Origin of the sequence: Nocardiopsis sp. LDBS0036 (assembly GCF_041228755.1) — a bacterium.
Taxonomy (GTDB): Bacteria; Actinomycetota; Actinomycetes; order Streptosporangiales; family Streptosporangiaceae; genus Nocardiopsis; species Nocardiopsis dassonvillei.
Window position 1 is genome coordinate 2,176,597 of sequence record NZ_CP141103.1, and the last position, 17,676, is coordinate 2,194,272.

Below are 17,676 nucleotides of genomic sequence, written 5' to 3' on the forward strand. Positions count from 1 at the left end.
CAACAGCGCAGAATGCACTCCGCCACCACTTCCGCCCGTGACCGGGGGTGTCCCCGTGAGATACGTGTCCACTCCACAACACGTTCTCATCGCGGCTCGGAAGGGGTGATTCGCCCTCAACGGTAGGGGATGACGGCTGTCCGCGCATCCGTACCGGGGCACTGAGGCCGTGTCCGGCCACGCGCACGCCCCTCCATGACGCCCGATAACTGCCCGTTTTCGCCGAGTGACCGAATGAGACAGGTTCAAAATGGGATGAATTCGGGCACCTCACGGGAGCCGCGAAATTCTTCGGTCCCGGAGCGTCCGGGGGCGCGGGCCCGGGGGGTCGGCGGCCCCTCGCCGGTACACGCGTCGGGGGCGGCGCGCGCCGTGCGCGCACCGCCCCCGACAGGGCCGACGGCCCCCTACTTGCGCTTCTCGCGCTCCTCGGCGTCGGGGTCGGCGTCCACCCCGGCCTCGGCCCGCTGCTCAGCGGTGATCGGCGTGGGCGCGCCCGTCAGCGGGTCGCCGCCCGAGGCGGTCTTGGGGAAGGCGATGACCTCGCGGATGGTCGGCTGACCGGCCAGCAGCATGACGATGCGGTCCCAGCCCACGGCCAGGCCGCCGTGCGGCGGCGGGCCGAACTTGAACGCCTCCAGCAGGAACCCGAACTTCGACTCGGCCTCGGCCTTGCTCAGGCCGATGACGTCGAAGATCCGCTGCTGCATCTCGGCCCGGTGGATACGGATGGAGCCCGAGACCAGCTCGTAGCCGTTGAGCACCAGGTCGAAGGCCCGGGAGTCGGTGGTGCCCGGGTGGTCCTGGAAGTCGGCCTCGTCCTGCAGCGCCGGGGCGGTGAAGGGGTGGTGCACCGGCTTCCAGGAGCCCTCCTCGTCGGCCTCCTCGAACAGGGGCATGTCGGTGATCCACAGGATCTCCCACCGGGAGGTGTCGATCAGGCCGCAGCGCCTGCCGATCTCCAGACGGGCCGCGCCCAGCAGCTCCTGGCTCGCGGTCCGGGCGCCCGCGGCGAAGAACACCGCGTCGCCCGGCGCGGCGCCGACCTGGGCGGCCAGGCCCCCGCGCTCGGCCTCGGAGAGGTTCTTGGCCACCGGGCCGCCCAGGGAGCCGTCCTCCTGGACGAGCACGTAGGCCAGGCCCTTCGCGCCGCGCGAGCGCGCCCACTCCTGCCAGGCGTCCAGCTCCTTGCGGGTCTGGGAGGCGCCGCCCGGCATGACCACGGCACCCACGTAGGGGGCCTTGAAGACCCGGAAGGGGGTGTCGGCGAAGTAGGCGGTGACCTCGACCAGCTCCTGGCCGAAGCGCAGGTCGGGCTTGTCGGAGCCGAAGCGGTCCATGGCCTCGGAGTAGCGCATCCGCGGGAAGCGCTCGGGCAGCTCGACGCCGCGCACCTCGCGCAGCAGGCGGGTGAACAGCTTCTCGCCGACGGCGAAGAGGTCCTCCTCGTCGACGAAGCTCATCTCCAGGTCGATCTGGGTGAACTCCGGCTGGCGGTCCGCGCGCAGGTCCTCGTCGCGGAAGCAGCGGGTGAGCTGGTAGTAGCGCTCCATGCCGCCGACCATGAGCAGCTGCTTGAACAGCTGCGGGGACTGCGGCAGCGCGTACCAGTGGCCCGGCTGGAGGCGGACCGGGACGAGGAAGTCGCGGGCGCCCTCGGGCGTGGAGCGGGTCATGTAGGGGGTCTCCACGTAGGTGAACCCCAGGTCGCGCATGACCTCGTGGGCGACGTAGGTCGCCTTGGAGCGCAGGCGCAGGTTGTCGGCCATCTCCTGGCGTCGGATGTCCAGGTAGCGGTAGCGCAGCCGGGTCTCCTCGGCCACGTCGGCGGCGCTGTCGAGCTGGAAGGGCAGCGGCGCGGCCTCGCTGAGCACCTCGATCTCGTCGGCGACGACCTCGACCGCGCCGGTGGGGATCTCGGGGTTCTCATTGCCCTCGGGGCGGACCCGGACCGAGCCGGTGACCTTGATGCAGTACTCGGCGCGCAGGTCGTGGGCGAGGTCGTCCTCGCGGACGACGACCTGGACCACGCCGGAGGCCTCGCGCAGGTCGAGGAAGACCACCCCGCCGTGGTCGCGGCGGCGTGCCACCCACCCGGCGAGGACGACGGTCGCGCCTGCGTGCTCGGCGCGCAACGCACCTGCCTCATGCGTGCGTATCAACGGACTACTCCTTCAGCGTCTTTGTTCGTGTCAAGTGTGCCCGACCTGCGCTCGGGTGCGGGCCAGATCCTGCGCACACGGCCTTCGGGCACCCGGTGGGGGGAGGACCGGGGGAAGGGCGTGCGAAGCCACCGGCGATCCGCCCTCAGGCGGGGCCGGTGCGGGTATCTCGCCCGCCGTGCGGCCGCGCGGGCGCGCTCGGGCGGCGGGCGCCTCGGTGGTGTGGGGTGGTCATACGTCGTTCCTGCGGGACGGAAGAGGGCGGCCGGGGCACGGTGTCAGCCGGCGATATCGCGCAGGTAGGGGTTGGTGGCCCGCTCGCGCTCGACGGTGGTGGCCGGTCCGTGGCCGGGCAGGACCTGGGTGGTGTCGGGGCGGCCCAGCACGGCGCTGGCGAGGCTGCGCAGCATGGCGGCGTGGTCGCCGCCGGGGAAGTCGGTGCGGCCGATGGAACCGGCGAAGACCAGGTCCCCGGCGAACATCACGGGGACGCCGTCCTCGGTGGTCACCGTGTACACGACCGACCCGGGGGTGTGGCCGGGGGTGTGCTCGACCCCGAAGTCCAGTCCGGCCAGGGTGAGGGTGTCGCCGCCGCCGACCTCGACCAGGTCGTCGGGCTCGGGGTGGGGGCCCGGGCCCAGCAGGGCGGACAGCTGCGCGGCGAAGCCGGGGTCCACCCCCGCGGCGGGCTCGGTGAGCAGTCCGCGGTCCGCGGCGTGCAGGTGGACGGGGACGCCGTGGCGCGCGCACAGGTCGGCGGCCGACCACACGTGGTCGAAGTGGCCGTGGGTGAGCAGCACCGCGACGGGGGTCAGCCCGTGCTCGGACAGGACCTTGTCGACCTGCTCGGTGGCCTCCTGGCCGGGGTCGACGATGACGCAGTCGCCGCCCGGGGCCGGTGCGAGCACGTAGCAGTTCGCGGCGAGGGGCCCGGTGGGAAGTGCGGCGATGAGCACGGCGGATGTCGTCCTGTCCTCGGTCGGGTGCGCGGTCGCGGGGCGGCGGGTCCCGGTCCGGACGCAGCGTCCCCCCGGTGCAGCCTATCGAGGCGGGGCGGGGGCGGCGACCCGGTCGTCGTGCCCGGGTACGCGTTTGATCACCATTCGATCACCGCGCGCGGCTGGCCTCTTTGCCAAACCGCGTGGTAATGCCATATTGGTCACCGTCCTTGGTGCACGCCGGGGCCCCGACCTGCGCCAGCGCTGGGCGGGAGGGCGGCCCGGCCCCATACCCGAGGGCGCGCGGACCCGCGTGATCTGCGCAGACGTGAATTCACGGCGCGGCGCCTCCCACCGGATCGCGGGGATATCGTGCTCAGCACGGTGGTTCCCATCGCGAACCGGCGAGGAGTGCGACGCGACGACCCGAACCCGCCCCACGGCCGGGTTCATGACAGCAGGAGGACACGGTGACCACGGACCCTTGGGGCCGCGTAGACGACGAAGGCACGGTCTACGTGCGCACGAGCGAAGGCGAGCGGGTCGTCGGATCGTGGCAGGCGGGGGCGCCCGAGGAGGCTCTGGCCTTCTTCCGGCGCAAGTACGACTCCCTGGTCACCGAGGTGGAGCTGCTGGAGAACCGGCTCCGCAACACCGACCTGTCCGCCTCCGCCGCGATGTCGAACATCGACAAGCTGCGAGACTCGGTCCGGGAGGCCAACGCGGTCGGCGACCTGGAGTCGCTGATGGGCCGCCTGGACGCGCTGGCGGGCCGCGCCGAGGAGCGCAAGGTCGAGCAGAAGCAGGCCCAGGAGCAGGCGCGCGGCCAGGCCCGGGAGGTCAAGGAGCGCATCGTCGCCGAGGCCGAGCGGGTCGCGGTGGAGACGACGCACTGGAAGTCCGGCGGCGAGCGGATGCTCCAGCTCATCGAGGAGTGGAAGAAGGCGCCGCGGGCCGACCGGCCCACCGAGCAGGCGCTGTGGAAGCGCATGTCGGCGGCGCGCAACTCCTTCTCCAAGCGGCGCAAGGCCTACTTCGCCAGCCTGGACCAGGAGCGCGAGTCGGTGCGTGCGGAGAAGGAGCGCATCGTGGTGGAGGCCGAGGCCCTGTCGGGCTCCACCGACTGGGGGGCCACGGCCCGCGCCTACCGCGACCTGATGCAGCGCTGGAAGCGCAGCGGCCGGGCGGACCGGGCGAGCGAGGACAAGCTGTGGGCGCGCTTCAAGGCCGCGCAGGACACCTTCTTCGACGCGCGCAACGCGACCTTCGCCGAGCGCGACGCCGAACTGCGGGTCAACGCCGAGGCCAAGGAGCGGATCCTGGCCGAGGCCCAGGCGGAGATCCCGAAGATCTCCGACCCTCGCCGGGCGCGTGCGCGGCTGCGCGACTTCCAGGACGCCTGGGAGGAGGCCGGTGAGCTGCCGCGCGACGTGCGCGACCAGCTGGAGGGCGCCTTCCGGCAGATCGAGGACGGCGTGCGCCGGGCCGAGGACGCCGAGTGGGAGCGCAGCAACCCCGAGGCGCGGGCCCGCGCCAGGGACACGGTCGCGCAGCTGGCGGCGGCGATCGCCGACCTGGAGGCCAAGCTGGGCAAGGCCAGGGACAGGGGCGACGAGCGCCGGGTCAGAGAGTACGAGGACGCGCTGGAGGCCCGCCGCTCGTGGCTGGCCGAGGCGGAGAAGGCCCTCGACGAGCTGAGCTGAGCCCGTTGGACGGGCCGCGCCACGTGGCGCGGCCCGTCCGCATGTGCGGCCCCGGGTCAGCCGCGCGGCCCGGCGACCGGTTCGGGCTCCTCCGCGGGCGCGTGCGCGGTCTCGGCGGGTACGGGCTCGGGCTCCGGCCCGGGGTCGGGCACGCGTACGGACTCGTGCGCCTCTCGCGGTTCGGTCTCCCCCGCGTCCGGCCCGTGCGCCCGCTCGCTCCGCGCGGTGACGGGGACGGGGTCGGGCGCCGCCCTGTGGACGACCAGCGTCTCCAGCACGGTCCGCGGCCGGTCGGCGGTCCCCTCCGCCGCGGCGGATCCGGTCCCGACGGGCACCCGGGCCGCGCTCACGGCGGCCTCCCCCGCTCCGTCGGCGTTCGCGCGGGCGGGCACCGTCTCCGCTCCGGGCTCCCCCTCCAACCGGTTCCGGGTGTCGCGGTGGCGCACCAGGCCGCCGACGCACAGCGCCACCGAGGCCGCGAAGGCCAGTCCCGTGACCACCCACACCGGCGGCACCGCTCCGTGGACGCGGTGCACGGCCGCGTCACAGGAGACCAGCACCGCTCCCGGCTCCGGGCGCGCGCAGACCGTGGCGACCGGGTGCTCTCCCCCGCCGCGGACCGCGGTGATCTCGCCGGTGAAACGCATGCTCGCGCGGTCGCCGGGCTCCAGGGACCGCGACCAGGTCACCCGCCCCTCCCCCGGCTCGGCCCCGGACGTCCCCGAGACGTAGCGCACGGTCGGGGGGAGGAACTGCACGATCTCGGCCTCAGGCACCGCCTTGCCTCCGTCGTTGCGCACGTTGACCGTGTAGTGGATCCGGTCGCCCGGGCCCGGCCGCCGCGCTTCGGCGCGGGACTCCAGGGCCACGTGCAGGCTGTCCGCGCCGGGCACGACCTCCCCTCCGCCGCCTCCCGACTTGCCGGGTGCGTGGTGGGCGCCGGGCAGGGCGAGCAGGGCCACCAGCCCCACCGCAGACACCGCCGTTGCTACGGCCATGGTCTCCTCCGCGTACGAGCACAGAAATGACATTACGTCTATACGGAATAACACGGAGTAGTCACTTCGATCGTGCGCCATGCGGAGGAACCCGGAACACGCGCAAGGGCGCGCACGGCCGGTGACGGCCGTGCGCGCCCTGGAGTCCCCTCGCGGGAACCGGTGCCGCGGGTGCGGCTCAGGCGCCCACGAAGGAGCGCAGCGCGGCGGCGCGCTCGGTGCTCTCCCACGTGAACTCGGGCAGCTCACGGCCGAAGTGGCCGTAGGCGGCGGTCCGGGAGTAGATCGGGCGCAGCAGGTCCAGGTCGCGCACGATGGCGGCCGGACGCAGGTCGAAGACCTCCTTGACGGCCTTCTCGATCAGCTCCGGGGCGACCTTCTCGGTGCCGAAGGTCTCGATGAACACGCCGACCGGGTGCGCCTTGCCGATGGCGTAGGCCACCTGGACCTCGGCGCGCTCGGCGAGCTCGGCCGCGACGATGTTCTTGGCGACCCAGCGGGTGGCGTAGGCGGCCGAGCGGTCCACCTTCGACGGGTCCTTGCCGGAGAAGGCGCCGCCACCGTGGCGGGCGTAGCCGCCGTAGGTGTCCACGATGATCTTGCGGCCCGTGAGACCGGCGTCGCCCATGGGGCCGCCGATCTCGAACCGGCCGGTCGGGTTGACCAGGAGCCGGTAGTCGTCGGACTCCAGGCCGTAGGCGGCCACGACCGGCTCGATCACGTGCTCGCGGATGTCGGGGGCGAGCATCTCGTCGAGGTTGATGTCGGCCGAGTGCTGGCTGGAGACCACGACGGTGTCCAGGCGGACCGGGGTCTGGCCGTCGTACTCGACCGTGACCTGGGTCTTGCCGTCCGGGCGCAGGTAGGGCACCGTGCCGTTGCGGCGGACCCCGGCCAGGCGCTCGGAGAGGGAGTGCGCCAGCTTGATCGGCAGCGGCATGAGCTCGGGGGTCTCGCGGTTGGCGTAGCCGAACATCAGGCCCTGGTCGCCCGCGCCCTGCCGGTTGAGGGCGTCGTCCTCGTTGCCGACGCGCGCCTCGTAGGCGGTGTCGACACCCTGGGCGATGTCGGGGGACTGCGCGTCGATGGAGACGTTGACCCCGCAGGAGTCGCCGTCGAACCCCTTGGCGGAGGAGTCGTAGCCGATCTCGAGGATCTTTCCGCGCACGATGGCGGGGATGTCGACGTAGGTCTGTGTGGTGACCTCGCCCGCGATGTGGACCTGACCGGTGGTGATCAGCGTCTCGACCGCGACCCGGCTGCGCGGGTCGTGGGTGAGCATCGCGTCGAGGATCGCGTCACTGATCTGGTCGGCCATCTTGTCGGGATGGCCTTCGGTGACCGACTCGGAGGTGAAAAGGCGGCGGGACACGTTGCGTGACTCCTTGCAGCGGCTGCTGGCTGACATGTGCCGGTGCGGCACGGGCGCCCCCGGCTGCCTGCCGAGGCGGCCAATACCGACCGACGGGGTTGGTTATTGGTCCACTGTAACGGGACTGCTGGGGGCGGGCACCCCGCGGACGACCTCCCCGGTCGCCACGGGTGCACGTTGAAGTCTGACGTACTCCGCGGTGGGAATCCAGTCCTGGGCACCCGCTTGTTCGACCGGGCCGCGCCAGGCGGGCGCTTCAGCCCAGGCGCGGCAGTACCAGGTCCCAGACACGGTCGGCGAGGTCCTCCTTGGGTCCGGTGGGCACGTCCACCGCACTGCCGTCCGAGCCCAGGATGACGGCCTGGTTGTCCTCGGTGCCGAACGCGCGCCCGCCGCCGACCTGGTTGACCACGAGCAGGTCGCAGCCCTTGCGGGCCAGTTTGGCCCGGCCGTTGGCGATCACGTCGTCGGTCTCGGCGGCGAAGCCCACGACGGTCTGCGCCAGCCCCTCGGCGTCGCGCGAGGCGACCAGCCCGGCGAGGATGTCGGGGTTCTCGGCCAGCTCGATGGGCGCGGGCGTCGCGCCGGGGCTCTTCTTGATCTTGGAGGCGGCGCTGGCGACCGGCCGGAAGTCGGCCACCGCGGCGCTCATCACGATCACGTCCGCGCCGACGCGCTCGGCCTCCATGGCCTCGGCCAGCTCCACGGCCGAGCCCGCGCGCACGACGCGCACCCCGGCCGGGTCGGGCAGGGAGACGTTGGCGGCGACCAGGGTCACGTCGGCGCCGCGGGCGGCGGCGGTGCGCGCCAGGGCGTACCCCTGCTTGCCCGAGGAGTGGTTGCCCAGGAAGCGGACGGGGTCGACGGCCTCGCGGGTGCCGCCCGCGGAGACCACCACGCGCCGTCCGGCCAGGTCGGGGGCGGCGGCGCCGCGGCGCAGCACGAGGCGGGCGGCCTCGAACAGCTCGGAGGGCTCGGGCAGGCGCCCGCGTCCGGTGTCGGCGCCGGTCAGGCGGCCCACGGCCGGGTCGAGGACGACGGCGCCGCGCGAGCGCAGGGTGGCCACGTTGGCCTGCGTGGCGGGGTGCTCCCACATCTCGGTGTGCATCGCGGGAGCGAAGACCACCGGACAGCGCGCGGTGAGCAGGGTGTTGGTGAGCAGGTCGTCGGCCAGGCCCGCGGCGGCCCTGGCCATGATGTTGGCGGTGGCCGGTGCCACGAACACCAGGTCGGCCTCCTGGCCGATGCGCACGTGCGGGACCTCGTGGACCCCGTCCCACACTCCGGTGGCGACGGGCTGGCCGGACAGGGCGGCCCAGGTGGGCTCACCGACGAAGCGCAGGGCCTCGGCGGTGGGCACGACCCGGACCCGGTGGCCGGACTCGGTCAGGCGGCGCAGCAGTTCGCAGACCTTGTAGGCGGCGATGCCGCCGCCGACGCCGAGGACCACGCGGGGAACGTTTGTGTCACTCACAGAAAGGAGTTCTACCAGCCCCCGGCCGCCCCGCGCGCGCCAGGGGCGCGGCGGGCGCGCGGAAGGCGAGGGGCGCACCGGACCCCGCGAGAGGAGTCGAGCCGCCGACGAGGACGCCGTGCCCCTTGGAGCGCGGAACCCGGTTCTCCGCGCCCCGAGCCCCGTGCGAGCTCGCGAGCACGCGGAGAAAGACGGGTCAGGAACCCTCGTAGGGCTCCGCGGTGAGCAGGCCGGACCTGACCTCGCGCAGGGCGATGGACAGCGACTTCTCCTGGACCTGGGTCTCCACCAGCGGGCCGACGTACTCCAGCAGGCCCTCGCCCAGCTGGGCGTAGTAGGCGTTGATCTGGCGGGCCCGCTTGGAGGCCATGGTGACCAGGCTGTACTTGCTGTCCACCAGCTCCAGCAGATCGTCGATCGGCGGGTTGGTGATGCCTTCGGCGACGGGCTCGGTACCAGCCACTTCATTACCCCCAGGAATGTTCCGCGGCTCGTCGTGGAGCCGCGGTGGACGGACGTTGGGGCGCCGTCGGGACGGTTCCCGGCGCGGCGCGGATGGCGCGGGCCCTCCGGGCCCGGCCGCTATCACACCTTGGGCGCGGTGATCAACGCTAGCAGCTCGTCGCCCACTTCCTGTACGGACGTGTTGACGAGGGTGGTGTCGAACTCCTTCTCGGCGGCCAGCTCGACCCTGGCCACGTCCAGGCGGCGCTGGATCACCTCGTCGGACTCGGTGCCGCGTCCGGTGAGGCGGCGCACCAGCTCCTCCCAGGAGGGCGGGGCGAGGAAGACGTGCAGGGCGTCGGGCATGGACTCGCGCACCTGGCGGGCGCCCTGGAGCTCGATCTCCAGCAGGACGGGCACTCCGGCGCGCAGGCGCTCCTCGACGGGTCGGCGCGGGGTGCCGTAGCGGTTGCCCGCGAACTGGGCCCACTCCAGGAGCTGGTCCTCGGCGACGAGGCGGTCGAACTCCTCGTCGGTGACGAAGTGGTACTGGACGCCGTCCTGTTCGCCCGGGCGGGGGCGGCGCGTGGTGACCGAGACCGAGAGCCACACGTCGGGGTTCTCACGGCGCAGGTGGGCCACCACCGTGCTCTTGCCCACACCCGAGGGTCCGGACAGCACGGTCAGCCGCTTCTGCGCCGGGCGGGACTGGGATCCGGGATCGGGCATGTGTGTTCGAGGCTTCCCTTCGGGCCCGCCCGCCACGGGCGGGGCCGTGGCCCTCGCGTCGCGCTCCGGCGGGCCGAAGCCGGTCCGGGCGCCGTCACCGTGCGGGCGGTCTGGTGTGCGGGGTGTCCGCGTACGGTCGCGGGAAGCTCCCTTTATACCACCGGGCAGCGGCGCACGGTCCTGACCCGCCTCGACACACACCGCGCCCGGGGTGAGCCAAGGGCCGCGGCGCACGGTCCTGACCCGCCTCGACACACGCCGCGCCCGGGGTGAGCCAAGGGCAGCGGCGCACGGTCCTGACCCGCCTCGACACACACCGCGCCCGGGGCGAGCCAAGGGCCGCGGCGCACGGCCCAGACCCGCCTCGACACACACCGCGCCCGGGGCGAGCGAAGGGCCGCGGCGCGGCGGACGGTCGTGACCTGGGGTCACCCGTCCGCCGACCGCGGCCCTGCCTGGCTCACCGGGGGTCGGCCGCTGTCGCGGCGTGGTGTGCGCCGCGACTGTGGGGGACGCGGCGGACCGGTGCACTGCTTTCAGGTGCTGCTCGGTACTGCTGGGTGCTGCGGGTACTGCCTGGTGTTACTTGGTGAGGTCGCCGAACTCGGCCTCGAGGGCGGCGCGCTGGTTGGTTCCCAGACCGCGGACACGGCGCGACTCGGCGATGTTGAGCCGCTCCATGATCTGCTTGGCCCGGACCTTGCCGACGCCGGGAAGGGATTCGAGCAGAGCCGAAACCTTCATCTTGCCGATGACGTCGTCCTTGAGGCCGTTGGAAAGGACCTCGGACAGCGAGATGCCGCCGTTCTTCAGTTTGTTCTTGACCTCCGCGCGCTCTTTTCTGGCCTTGGCGGCCTTGGCCAGAGCCGCGGTGCGCTGTTCGGGTGTCAGGGGAGGAAGGGCCACGCCGGGTCACCTCGGATTTCTACTCGTTTGTAGAGGGCGGACGCCTGCGCAAGTTAGTAGGTCTGACCCCTGTTAGGCAACGCAAAGTGCCCTTTCAACGGCTATTTCGTCGAACTAACTACTGAGAGTTGTTATTCGACTGCACTGCGAGACGAAAACCGGGACTTTGGTCCCGATTGAAGGAGGTCCGGAGGGTGCCACCAGCGCAGGTCACGCAGGGGTGACGCGGGTCACTCTCGGCAGTGCTCGGCGGGTTTCGGACATGCCAAATCAGTGACTGACAGTGACCCATAATCGGTCGTGTCAGACTCCCGTGCACCGGTTCGTCTCCCCGATCCGTCGATCCCTTGGCCCAACACCTCCGGACACCGTCGAAGGGCGCCCGCGCGGCCCCCTCCCCCTTCGCTCCCTACACGCGCACACCCGCCCGGCGCACGGCCGCCGCGAGGGAGGCCGCCGCCGCCCCCGGGTCCGGCGCGCGGGTGATGGGGCGGCCGATGACCAACAGGTCAGCGCCGGCCGCCACGGCCTCCTCCGGGGTCGCCACGCGCGACTGGTCGCCCCTGTCCGCCCCCGCCGGGCGCACGCCCGGCGTGATGAGGGTGACGTCCGGTCCGACCTCGGAGCGGAGCAGGGCCACCTCCTGGGGTGAGCAGACCAGCGCGCGGGCCCCGGCGCCCACGGCCAGGACCGCCAGGCGCCGCACCGCGTCGCGGGCCGGACCGAGCAGCCCCACCTGCTCCAGGTCGTCCTCGTCCATCGAGGTGAGCACCGTCACGGCGGCGATCCTGGTCTCCGGCGCGGCCTCCACCGCGGCCCGGACCATGTCCGCCCCTCCCCCGGCGTGGACGGTCAGGATCGAGGGCCGCAGGCCCGCGACGCTGCGCGCGGCGCCGGCGACCGTGGCCGGGATGTCGTGCAGCTTCAGGTCGAGGAAGACCCCCACCCGGCTGGCCCCGCGCACCGCGCTGACCACGTCGGGCCCGTAGCGCAGGTACAGCTCCAGGCCCACCTTGACCGTGCTCACGTGCGGCGCGACCGCTGAGGCCCAGGTGGCCGCGGTCTCCAGGTCCCTGGCGTCGAGCGCCACGGCGATGGGCGCGGAGGGCGCGGTGGTCTCGGTCATGTCGGTATCTCCCATCGTGTGCCGCCGACCGGGGTCGGCGCGTGCAAGGCACGGACGTACTTGCGGACGTGCTTACCGCGGCACCTGAGAATGCACGTTCGCTGTCATGTGCACACCATCAAGTGTGCGGTTCCCCGGATGAGCCGCTTCATGCGCCCCACCCGTGTCACTTCCCCGTAACGGCCTCCCAGACGGCCGCAGACGGGACGTAACGGTCAGGACAGTGGTAGAGACCAATTGCGCGTGTTTGGTCGCACAGCGCCATCTGAACGCCGTTCAGGCCGGTCAGGACCCTTGTGCGCCGCGTGCCCGGCCTGTCACGCCCCCACACCCGTCCGGTGCGCGGCGCCCACCAGGTCGGCGGCCCGCCTCAGCCCGCGGGCCTCCAGCAGTTCGGTGAACTCGCGGAGCACGCGGGCGCACGCCGAGGGGTCGGAGAAGTTGACCGTGCCGACCGCCACCGCGGAGGCCCCGGCCGCCATGAACTCCATCACGTCGGCACCCGTGCGGACCCCGCCCATCCCGATGATGGGCACGTCCGGAAGCGCCTCGTGCACCCGGTAGACGCACCCCACCGCCAGCGGTCGGATCGCCGGCCCCGACAGCCCGCCCATCCCCCCGGCCACCGCCGGGCGCAGCGTGCGGGTGTCCACGGCCATGCCGCGCACGGTGTTGACCATGGACAGCCCGTCCGCGCGCGCCTCCACACACGCGGCGGCCAGCTCCACCACGTCGGGGACGTCGGCGGCGAGCTTGGCCAGCACCGGCAGCCCCGAACGGGTGTGGGAGCGCACCGTGCGCACCACGGCCGCGGCCTGGGCGGCGTCGTCCACGTAGCGGCGCCCCGCGGGGTCGGACGGGTCCGGGCTGGAGAGGTTGACCTCGATCGCGCTGACCCCGTCCGCGGCGGACACGCGTCTGGCGAGTTCGCCGAACTCGGCCATGCCGGTGCCCGCGACGGAGACGATCGCCCGTCCGCCCCGGGAGAGCAGCCAGGGCAGGTCCCGTTGGAGGAACACGTCCACGCCCGGACCCTGCATGCCCGTCGTGCTGAGCATCCCGCTGGGCGTCTCGGCCATGCGCGGGGACGGGCGCCCGGCGTGGGGCTCCAGCATCACCGACTTGGTGGTGACGGCGCCGATCGAGGCGATGTCGAGGAACTGGGCCAGCTCGCGGCCCGCTCCGGCGCACCCGGCGGCGGTGACCACGGGATTGGGCAGCTCCCAGCCGCCCAGCCGGGTCCTGAGGTCTGCGTTCAACTCTCTCACCCACTGTCTGGTGGTGGTCGGTCCCGGGGCGGGTCCGGGGCCCTCAGGCGATGTCGCGGGCCGTCTCCGCGGCGCGGGCCGCGCTGGAGCCCTTCCAACCCGGGGCGCCCAGGGCGTCGAAGGGGATCGTGCCCACGTCGTCGAAGCGCACCTGCTCGCCCCGGAAGACCGGGCCGTCCACGCAGGAGCGCACCATGCGGGTGATCCCGTCCTCGCCCACCACCGGGATGACGCAGGTCATGCAGATCCCGGTGCCGCAGGCCATGGTCTCCTCCACCGCCACCTGGACGGGGATGCCGTGGCTGGCCGCCACGGAGGTGACCGCGCGCAGCATCGGCATGGGGCCGCAGGCGTAGACGGCGTCGGACCGGCATTCCTCGATCACCCTGCCCAGGACGTCGGTGACGCGGCCGCGGGTGCCGAAGGAGCCGTCGTCGGTGGTGAAGGCGGCCGTCTCGGCGATGCGGCGGGCGGTGATGGCGCTGAACACCCGGTCGGCGGAGGCGGCGCCCAGCACGAAGTCCACCCGGCAGCCGCGCCTGCGCAGCGACTGGGCGAGCGGGAACAGCGGGGCGCTGCCCGAGCCCCCGCCCACCAGCACGCAGTTGACCGGCTCGCGGGGCAGCGGGAAGGGGCGGCCCAGGGGGCCGACCACGTCCAGCAGGTCGCGCGAGCGGCGCTCGGAGAGCCAGGCGGTGCCGGTGCCCCGTACCGAGAACAGGAACTCGACGGTGCCGCCGTAGTCGGGCTTGACGTCGTGGATGGCGAAGGGGCGGCGCAGCAGGGTGCTGGAGTGGTCGCCGCCGACGGCCACCGAAACGAACTGCCCGGAGCGGAACCGCTCGGCTATGCCCGGGGCGACCACGGTGATGGCGTAGTAGGCGTCCACCCTGCGTACGTTCAGCACGGGGCACCTGGTCTGCACCGGTCCGTTGTCGCTCATCAGGTCGTGGCGCCCGGGCCCGGTGTCGCGGACACCGGGGCGTCGGCGCCGCCCTCCCCCCTCTGGGATTCCTGCGTCGTCCTGTGCGCCAACCGTATAGGCGGGGGCGCCGTGGACACACCGTCCACGGCGCCCCCGCCCGCCGCCCCGGCTGTTTCGGGCGCCCGCTCTCCGGGCGCCCGAAACAGGAAGGTACTGCGTGTGCCGTCCGTCGAGGGCGGTGGCCCGCCCGGCGCGAAGCGCCCCCGCGGGCGGTGGCGGGCGACGGGCGGGCGGAGCGGATGCCCGAAGAGGAACAGCCTAGGCCCGGCTGGCGGTGAGGGTGCTCGCGTGCTCCTGGAGGGAGCGCACGCCGAGGTCCCCGCGCACCCGCGCCTCGATGGCCTGGACCGCGGCGGCCAGGCCCTGCACGGTGGTCACGCTGGGCACGCCGCGCACCACGGCCGCGGTGCGGATCTCGTAGCCGTCCAGACGCGGTCCGGCCTGCCCGGCGCTGCCGAAGGGCGTGTTGACGATGAGGTCGACGCCCCCGGAGTGGATGAGCTGCACGATGGTGGGCTCGCCCGCCGGGCCGCTGCCCTCGCTGTGCTTGCGCACCACGGTGGCGTGGACGCCGTTGCGGCGCAGGACCACGGCGGTGCCCTCGGTGGCCAGGATCTCGAAGCCGAGGTCGGCCAGGCGCTTGACCGGGAAGATCATCGAGCGCTTGTCGCGGTTGGCCACCGAGACGAACACCCGGCCCCGCTCGGGCAGGGAGTCGTTGAGGGCCAGCTGCGACTTGGCGTAGGCGGCGCCGAACTCGGTGTCCAGGCCCATGACCTCGCCGGTGGAGCGCATCTCGGGGCCGAGGATGGTGTCGACCCCCTCGCCCTCCTTGTCGATGAAGCGGTTGAAGGGCAGTACGGCCTCCTTCACCGACACCGGGGCGTCCACGGGAAGGTCGCCGCCGTCGCCGCGGGCGGGCAGCATGCCCTCCTCGCGCAGTTCGGCGATGGTGGCCCCGGCCATGACGCGGGCGGCGGCCTTGGCCAGCGGCACCGCGGTGGCCTTGGACACGAACGGCACGGTGCGCGAGGCGCGCGGGTTGGCCTCCAGGACGTTGAGCACACCGGAGGCGAGCGCGTACTGGACGTTGATCAGGCCGCGCACGCCCGTGCCGCGGGCGATGGCCTCGGTGGAGTAGCGGATGCGCTCGATGTCCTCGCGGCCCAGGGTGATGGAGGGCAGGGTGCACGCCGAGTCGCCGGAGTGGATCCCGGCCTCCTCGATGTGCTCCATGACCCCGCCCAGGTACAGGTCGCGGCCGTCGTAGAGGGCGTCGACGTCGATCTCGATGGCGTCGTCGAGGAAGCGGTCGATGAGCACCGGGTGCTCGGGGCTGACCTCGGCGTTGCGCTCGATGTAGTCGGCGAGCATCGCCTCGCTGTAGACGATCTCCATGCCGCGGCCGCCCAGCACGTAGGAGGGGCGGACCATGACGGGGTAGCCGATCTCGTCCGCGGCGGCCTTGGCCTCGGCGAAGGAGTAGGCGGTGCCGTACTTGGGCGCGGGCAGCCCGGCGTCGGCCAGGACCTTGCCGAACTCGCCGCGGTCCTCGGCCAGGTCGATGGCCTCGGGGCTGGTGCCGATGATGGGCACCCCGGCGTCCTTGAGGCGTCGGGCCAGGCCGAGCGGGGTCTGGCCGCCCAGCTGGACGATGACGCCGACGACCGGTCCGGCGGCCTGCTCGGCGCGCACGACCTCCAGCACGTCCTCCAGGGTGAGCGGCTCGAAGTAGAGCCGGTCGCTGGTGTCGTAGTCGGTGGAGACGGTCTCGGGGTTGCAGTTGACCATCACGGTCTCGTACCCGGCGTCGGAGAGGGCGAAGGAGGCGTGGACGCAGGAGTAGTCGAACTCCACGCCCTGGCCGATCCGGTTGGGTCCCGAGCCCAGGATGATGATCTTGGGGCGGTCGCCCGTGGGGACCTCGGTCTCCTCGTCGTAGCTGGAGTACAGGTAGGGCGTGCTGGCCTCGAACTCGGCGGCGCAGGTGTCCACGGTCAGGTAGACGGGGTGGACGCCCAGGGCGTGGCGCAGCTCGCGGACCACGTCCTCGCTGCGGCCGGTGATCTGGCCGATCTGGAGGTCGGAGAAGCCCAGCCCCTTGACCTGGCGCAGCAGGTCGGCGTCGAGCTTGGGGGCGTCGGCCAGGACGCGGGCCGCCTCCTCCAGGCGCAGCATCTGGTCCACGAACCAGGGGTCGATGCGGGTGGCCTCGTGGACCTCCTCGACGGTGGCCCCGGCGCGCAGGGCCTGCTGGACCTGGCGCAGGCGGTGCTCGGTGGGGGTGGCGGCCAGGCGCAGCAGCTCGTCCTTGTCGCCGGGCTCGCCCTCCCAGGTCAGGCCGACGCCCTTCTTCTCCAGGGAGCGCATGGCCTTCTGGAGGGCCTCGGGGAAGGAGCGGCCGATGGCCATGGCCTCGCCCACCGACTTCATGGTGGTGGTCAGGCCGGGGTCGGCGCCGGGGAACTTCTCGAAGGCGAAGCGGGGCACCTTGACGACGACGTAGTCGAGCGTGGGCTCGAAGCTGGCCGGGGTCTCCCGGGTGATGTCGTTGGGGATCTCGTCCAGGGTGTAGCCGACGGCGAGCTTGGCGGCGATCTTGGCGATCGGGAAGCCGGTGGCCTTGGAGGCCAGCGCCGAGGAGCGCGACACGCGCGGGTTCATCTCGATGACGATGACCCGGCCGGTGGTGGGGTGGACGGCGAACTGGATGTTGCAGCCGCCGGTGTCCACGCCGACCTCGCGGATGACGGCGATGCCGATGTCGCGCAGCTTCTGGTACTCGCGGTCGGTGAGGGTCATGGCGGGGGCGACGGTGATGGAGTCGCCGGTGTGCACGCCCATGGGGTCGAGGTTCTCGATGGAGCACACGACCACGACGTTGTCGTTGGTGTCGCGCATCAGCTCCAGCTCGTACTCCTTCCAGCCGAGGATGGACTCCTCCAGGAGCACCTCGGTGGTCGGGGAGAGCGCCAGGCCCTGCCCGGCGATGCGGCGCAGCTCGGACTCGTCGTGGGCGAAGCCCGAGCCCGCGCCGCCCATGGTGAAGGAGGGGCGCACGACGACGGGGTAGGAGAGCTCCTCGGCCGCGGCCAGGCACTCCTCCAGGGTGTGGCAGATGCGCGAGCGGGCGGACTCGCCGCCGATGCGCTCGATGATGCCCTTGAAGCTCTCGCGGTCCTCACCGGACTGGATGGCCTCGATGTTGGCGCCGATGAGCTCGACGCCGTACTTGGCGAGGATGCCCGCCTCGTCCAGGGCGACGGCGGCGTTGAGGGCGGTCTGCCCGCCCAGGGTGGGCAGGAGCGCGTCGGGGCGCTCCTTGGCGATGATCTTCTCGATCATCTCGGTGGTGATCGGCTCCACGTAGGTGGCGTCGGCGATCTCCGGGTCGGTCATGATCGTGGCCGGGTTGGAGTTGACCAGGATGACCCGCAGGCCCTCGGCCCGCAGAACCCGGCAGGCCTGGGTGCCCGAGTAGTCGAACTCGGCCGCCTGCCCGATCACGATCGGGCCGGAGCCGATCACGAGGACGGATGAAAGGTCACTACGGCGCGGCATGCTCTGCTTC

13 protein-coding genes are annotated in these 17,676 nt (G+C 72.7%); 1 reads left to right on the forward strand and 12 read right to left on the reverse strand.

Annotated elements, in window-relative coordinates; all coding sequences use genetic code 11:
• Positions 1-407: 407 nt before the first annotated feature.
• Positions 408-2,162 carry an aspartate--tRNA ligase gene (gene aspS, locus UIS43_RS09070; RefSeq protein ID WP_370012950.1) on the reverse strand — a complete coding sequence of 585 codons (1,755 nt, stop codon included), beginning with the start codon at positions 2,160-2,162 and terminating at the stop codon, positions 408-410.
• Positions 2,163-2,440: 278 nt separating this feature from the next.
• Positions 2,441-3,118, reverse strand: coding sequence for an MBL fold metallo-hydrolase (locus tag UIS43_RS09075; RefSeq protein WP_013154107.1), 678 nt, complete (start codon positions 3,116-3,118; stop codon positions 2,441-2,443).
• Between the two features lie 452 nt (positions 3,119-3,570).
• Between UIS43_RS09075 and UIS43_RS09080 the strand changes: the two genes are divergently transcribed.
• Positions 3,571-4,803 (forward strand): DUF349 domain-containing protein, encoded by a 1,233-nt coding sequence (locus UIS43_RS09080; protein ID WP_013154108.1) that lies wholly within the window; start codon positions 3,571-3,573, stop codon positions 4,801-4,803.
• A gap of 56 nt (positions 4,804-4,859) precedes the next feature.
• Here the strand turns inward: UIS43_RS09080 and UIS43_RS09085 are convergent, their stop codons facing one another.
• From UIS43_RS09085 to carB, 10 genes are all read right to left on the reverse strand, one after another.
• Positions 4,860-5,801 carry a DUF11 domain-containing protein gene (locus tag UIS43_RS09085; protein ID WP_013154109.1) on the reverse strand — a complete coding sequence of 314 codons (942 nt, stop codon included), beginning with the start codon at positions 5,799-5,801 and terminating at the stop codon, positions 4,860-4,862.
• Between the two features lie 178 nt (positions 5,802-5,979).
• Positions 5,980-7,173: a methionine adenosyltransferase gene (gene metK, locus UIS43_RS09090; RefSeq protein ID WP_013154110.1), complete on the reverse strand. Its 1,194-nt coding sequence runs from the start codon at positions 7,171-7,173 to the stop codon at positions 5,980-5,982.
• Positions 7,174-7,429: 256 nt separating this feature from the next.
• Positions 7,430-8,623: a bifunctional phosphopantothenoylcysteine decarboxylase/phosphopantothenate--cysteine ligase CoaBC gene (gene coaBC, locus UIS43_RS09095; RefSeq protein WP_013154111.1), complete on the reverse strand. Its 1,194-nt coding sequence runs from the start codon at positions 8,621-8,623 to the stop codon at positions 7,430-7,432.
• Positions 8,624-8,843: 220 nt separating this feature from the next.
• Positions 8,844-9,110, reverse strand: coding sequence for a DNA-directed RNA polymerase subunit omega (rpoZ, locus tag UIS43_RS09100; protein WP_013154112.1), 267 nt, complete (start codon positions 9,108-9,110; stop codon positions 8,844-8,846).
• Positions 9,111-9,232: 122 nt separating this feature from the next.
• Positions 9,233-9,820, reverse strand: a complete 588-nt coding sequence (gene gmk, locus UIS43_RS09105) for a guanylate kinase (RefSeq protein ID WP_013154113.1) — start codon at positions 9,818-9,820, stop codon at positions 9,233-9,235.
• Between the two features lie 582 nt (positions 9,821-10,402).
• On the reverse strand, positions 10,403-10,726 hold the full coding sequence (gene mihF, locus UIS43_RS09110; protein WP_017565056.1) for an integration host factor, actinobacterial type: 324 nt from the start codon (positions 10,724-10,726) through the stop codon (positions 10,403-10,405).
• A gap of 409 nt (positions 10,727-11,135) precedes the next feature.
• Positions 11,136-11,852 carry an orotidine-5'-phosphate decarboxylase gene (gene pyrF / locus UIS43_RS09115; protein ID WP_013154115.1) on the reverse strand — a complete coding sequence of 239 codons (717 nt, stop codon included), beginning with the start codon at positions 11,850-11,852 and terminating at the stop codon, positions 11,136-11,138.
• A 317-nt stretch (positions 11,853-12,169) separates the two neighbouring features.
• A complete protein-coding gene (locus UIS43_RS09120) occupies positions 12,170-13,111 on the reverse strand; it encodes a dihydroorotate dehydrogenase (RefSeq protein ID WP_041552794.1) in 942 nt (313 codons plus the stop codon).
• 52 nt (positions 13,112-13,163) lie between these two features.
• Positions 13,164-14,063, reverse strand: coding sequence for a dihydroorotate dehydrogenase electron transfer subunit (locus UIS43_RS09125; RefSeq protein WP_013154117.1), 900 nt, complete (start codon positions 14,061-14,063; stop codon positions 13,164-13,166).
• 300 nt (positions 14,064-14,363) lie between these two features.
• Positions 14,364-17,666: a carbamoyl-phosphate synthase large subunit gene (gene carB / locus UIS43_RS09130; protein WP_370012952.1), complete on the reverse strand. Its 3,303-nt coding sequence runs from the start codon at positions 17,664-17,666 to the stop codon at positions 14,364-14,366.
• Between the last annotated feature and the right edge of the window lie 10 nt (positions 17,667-17,676).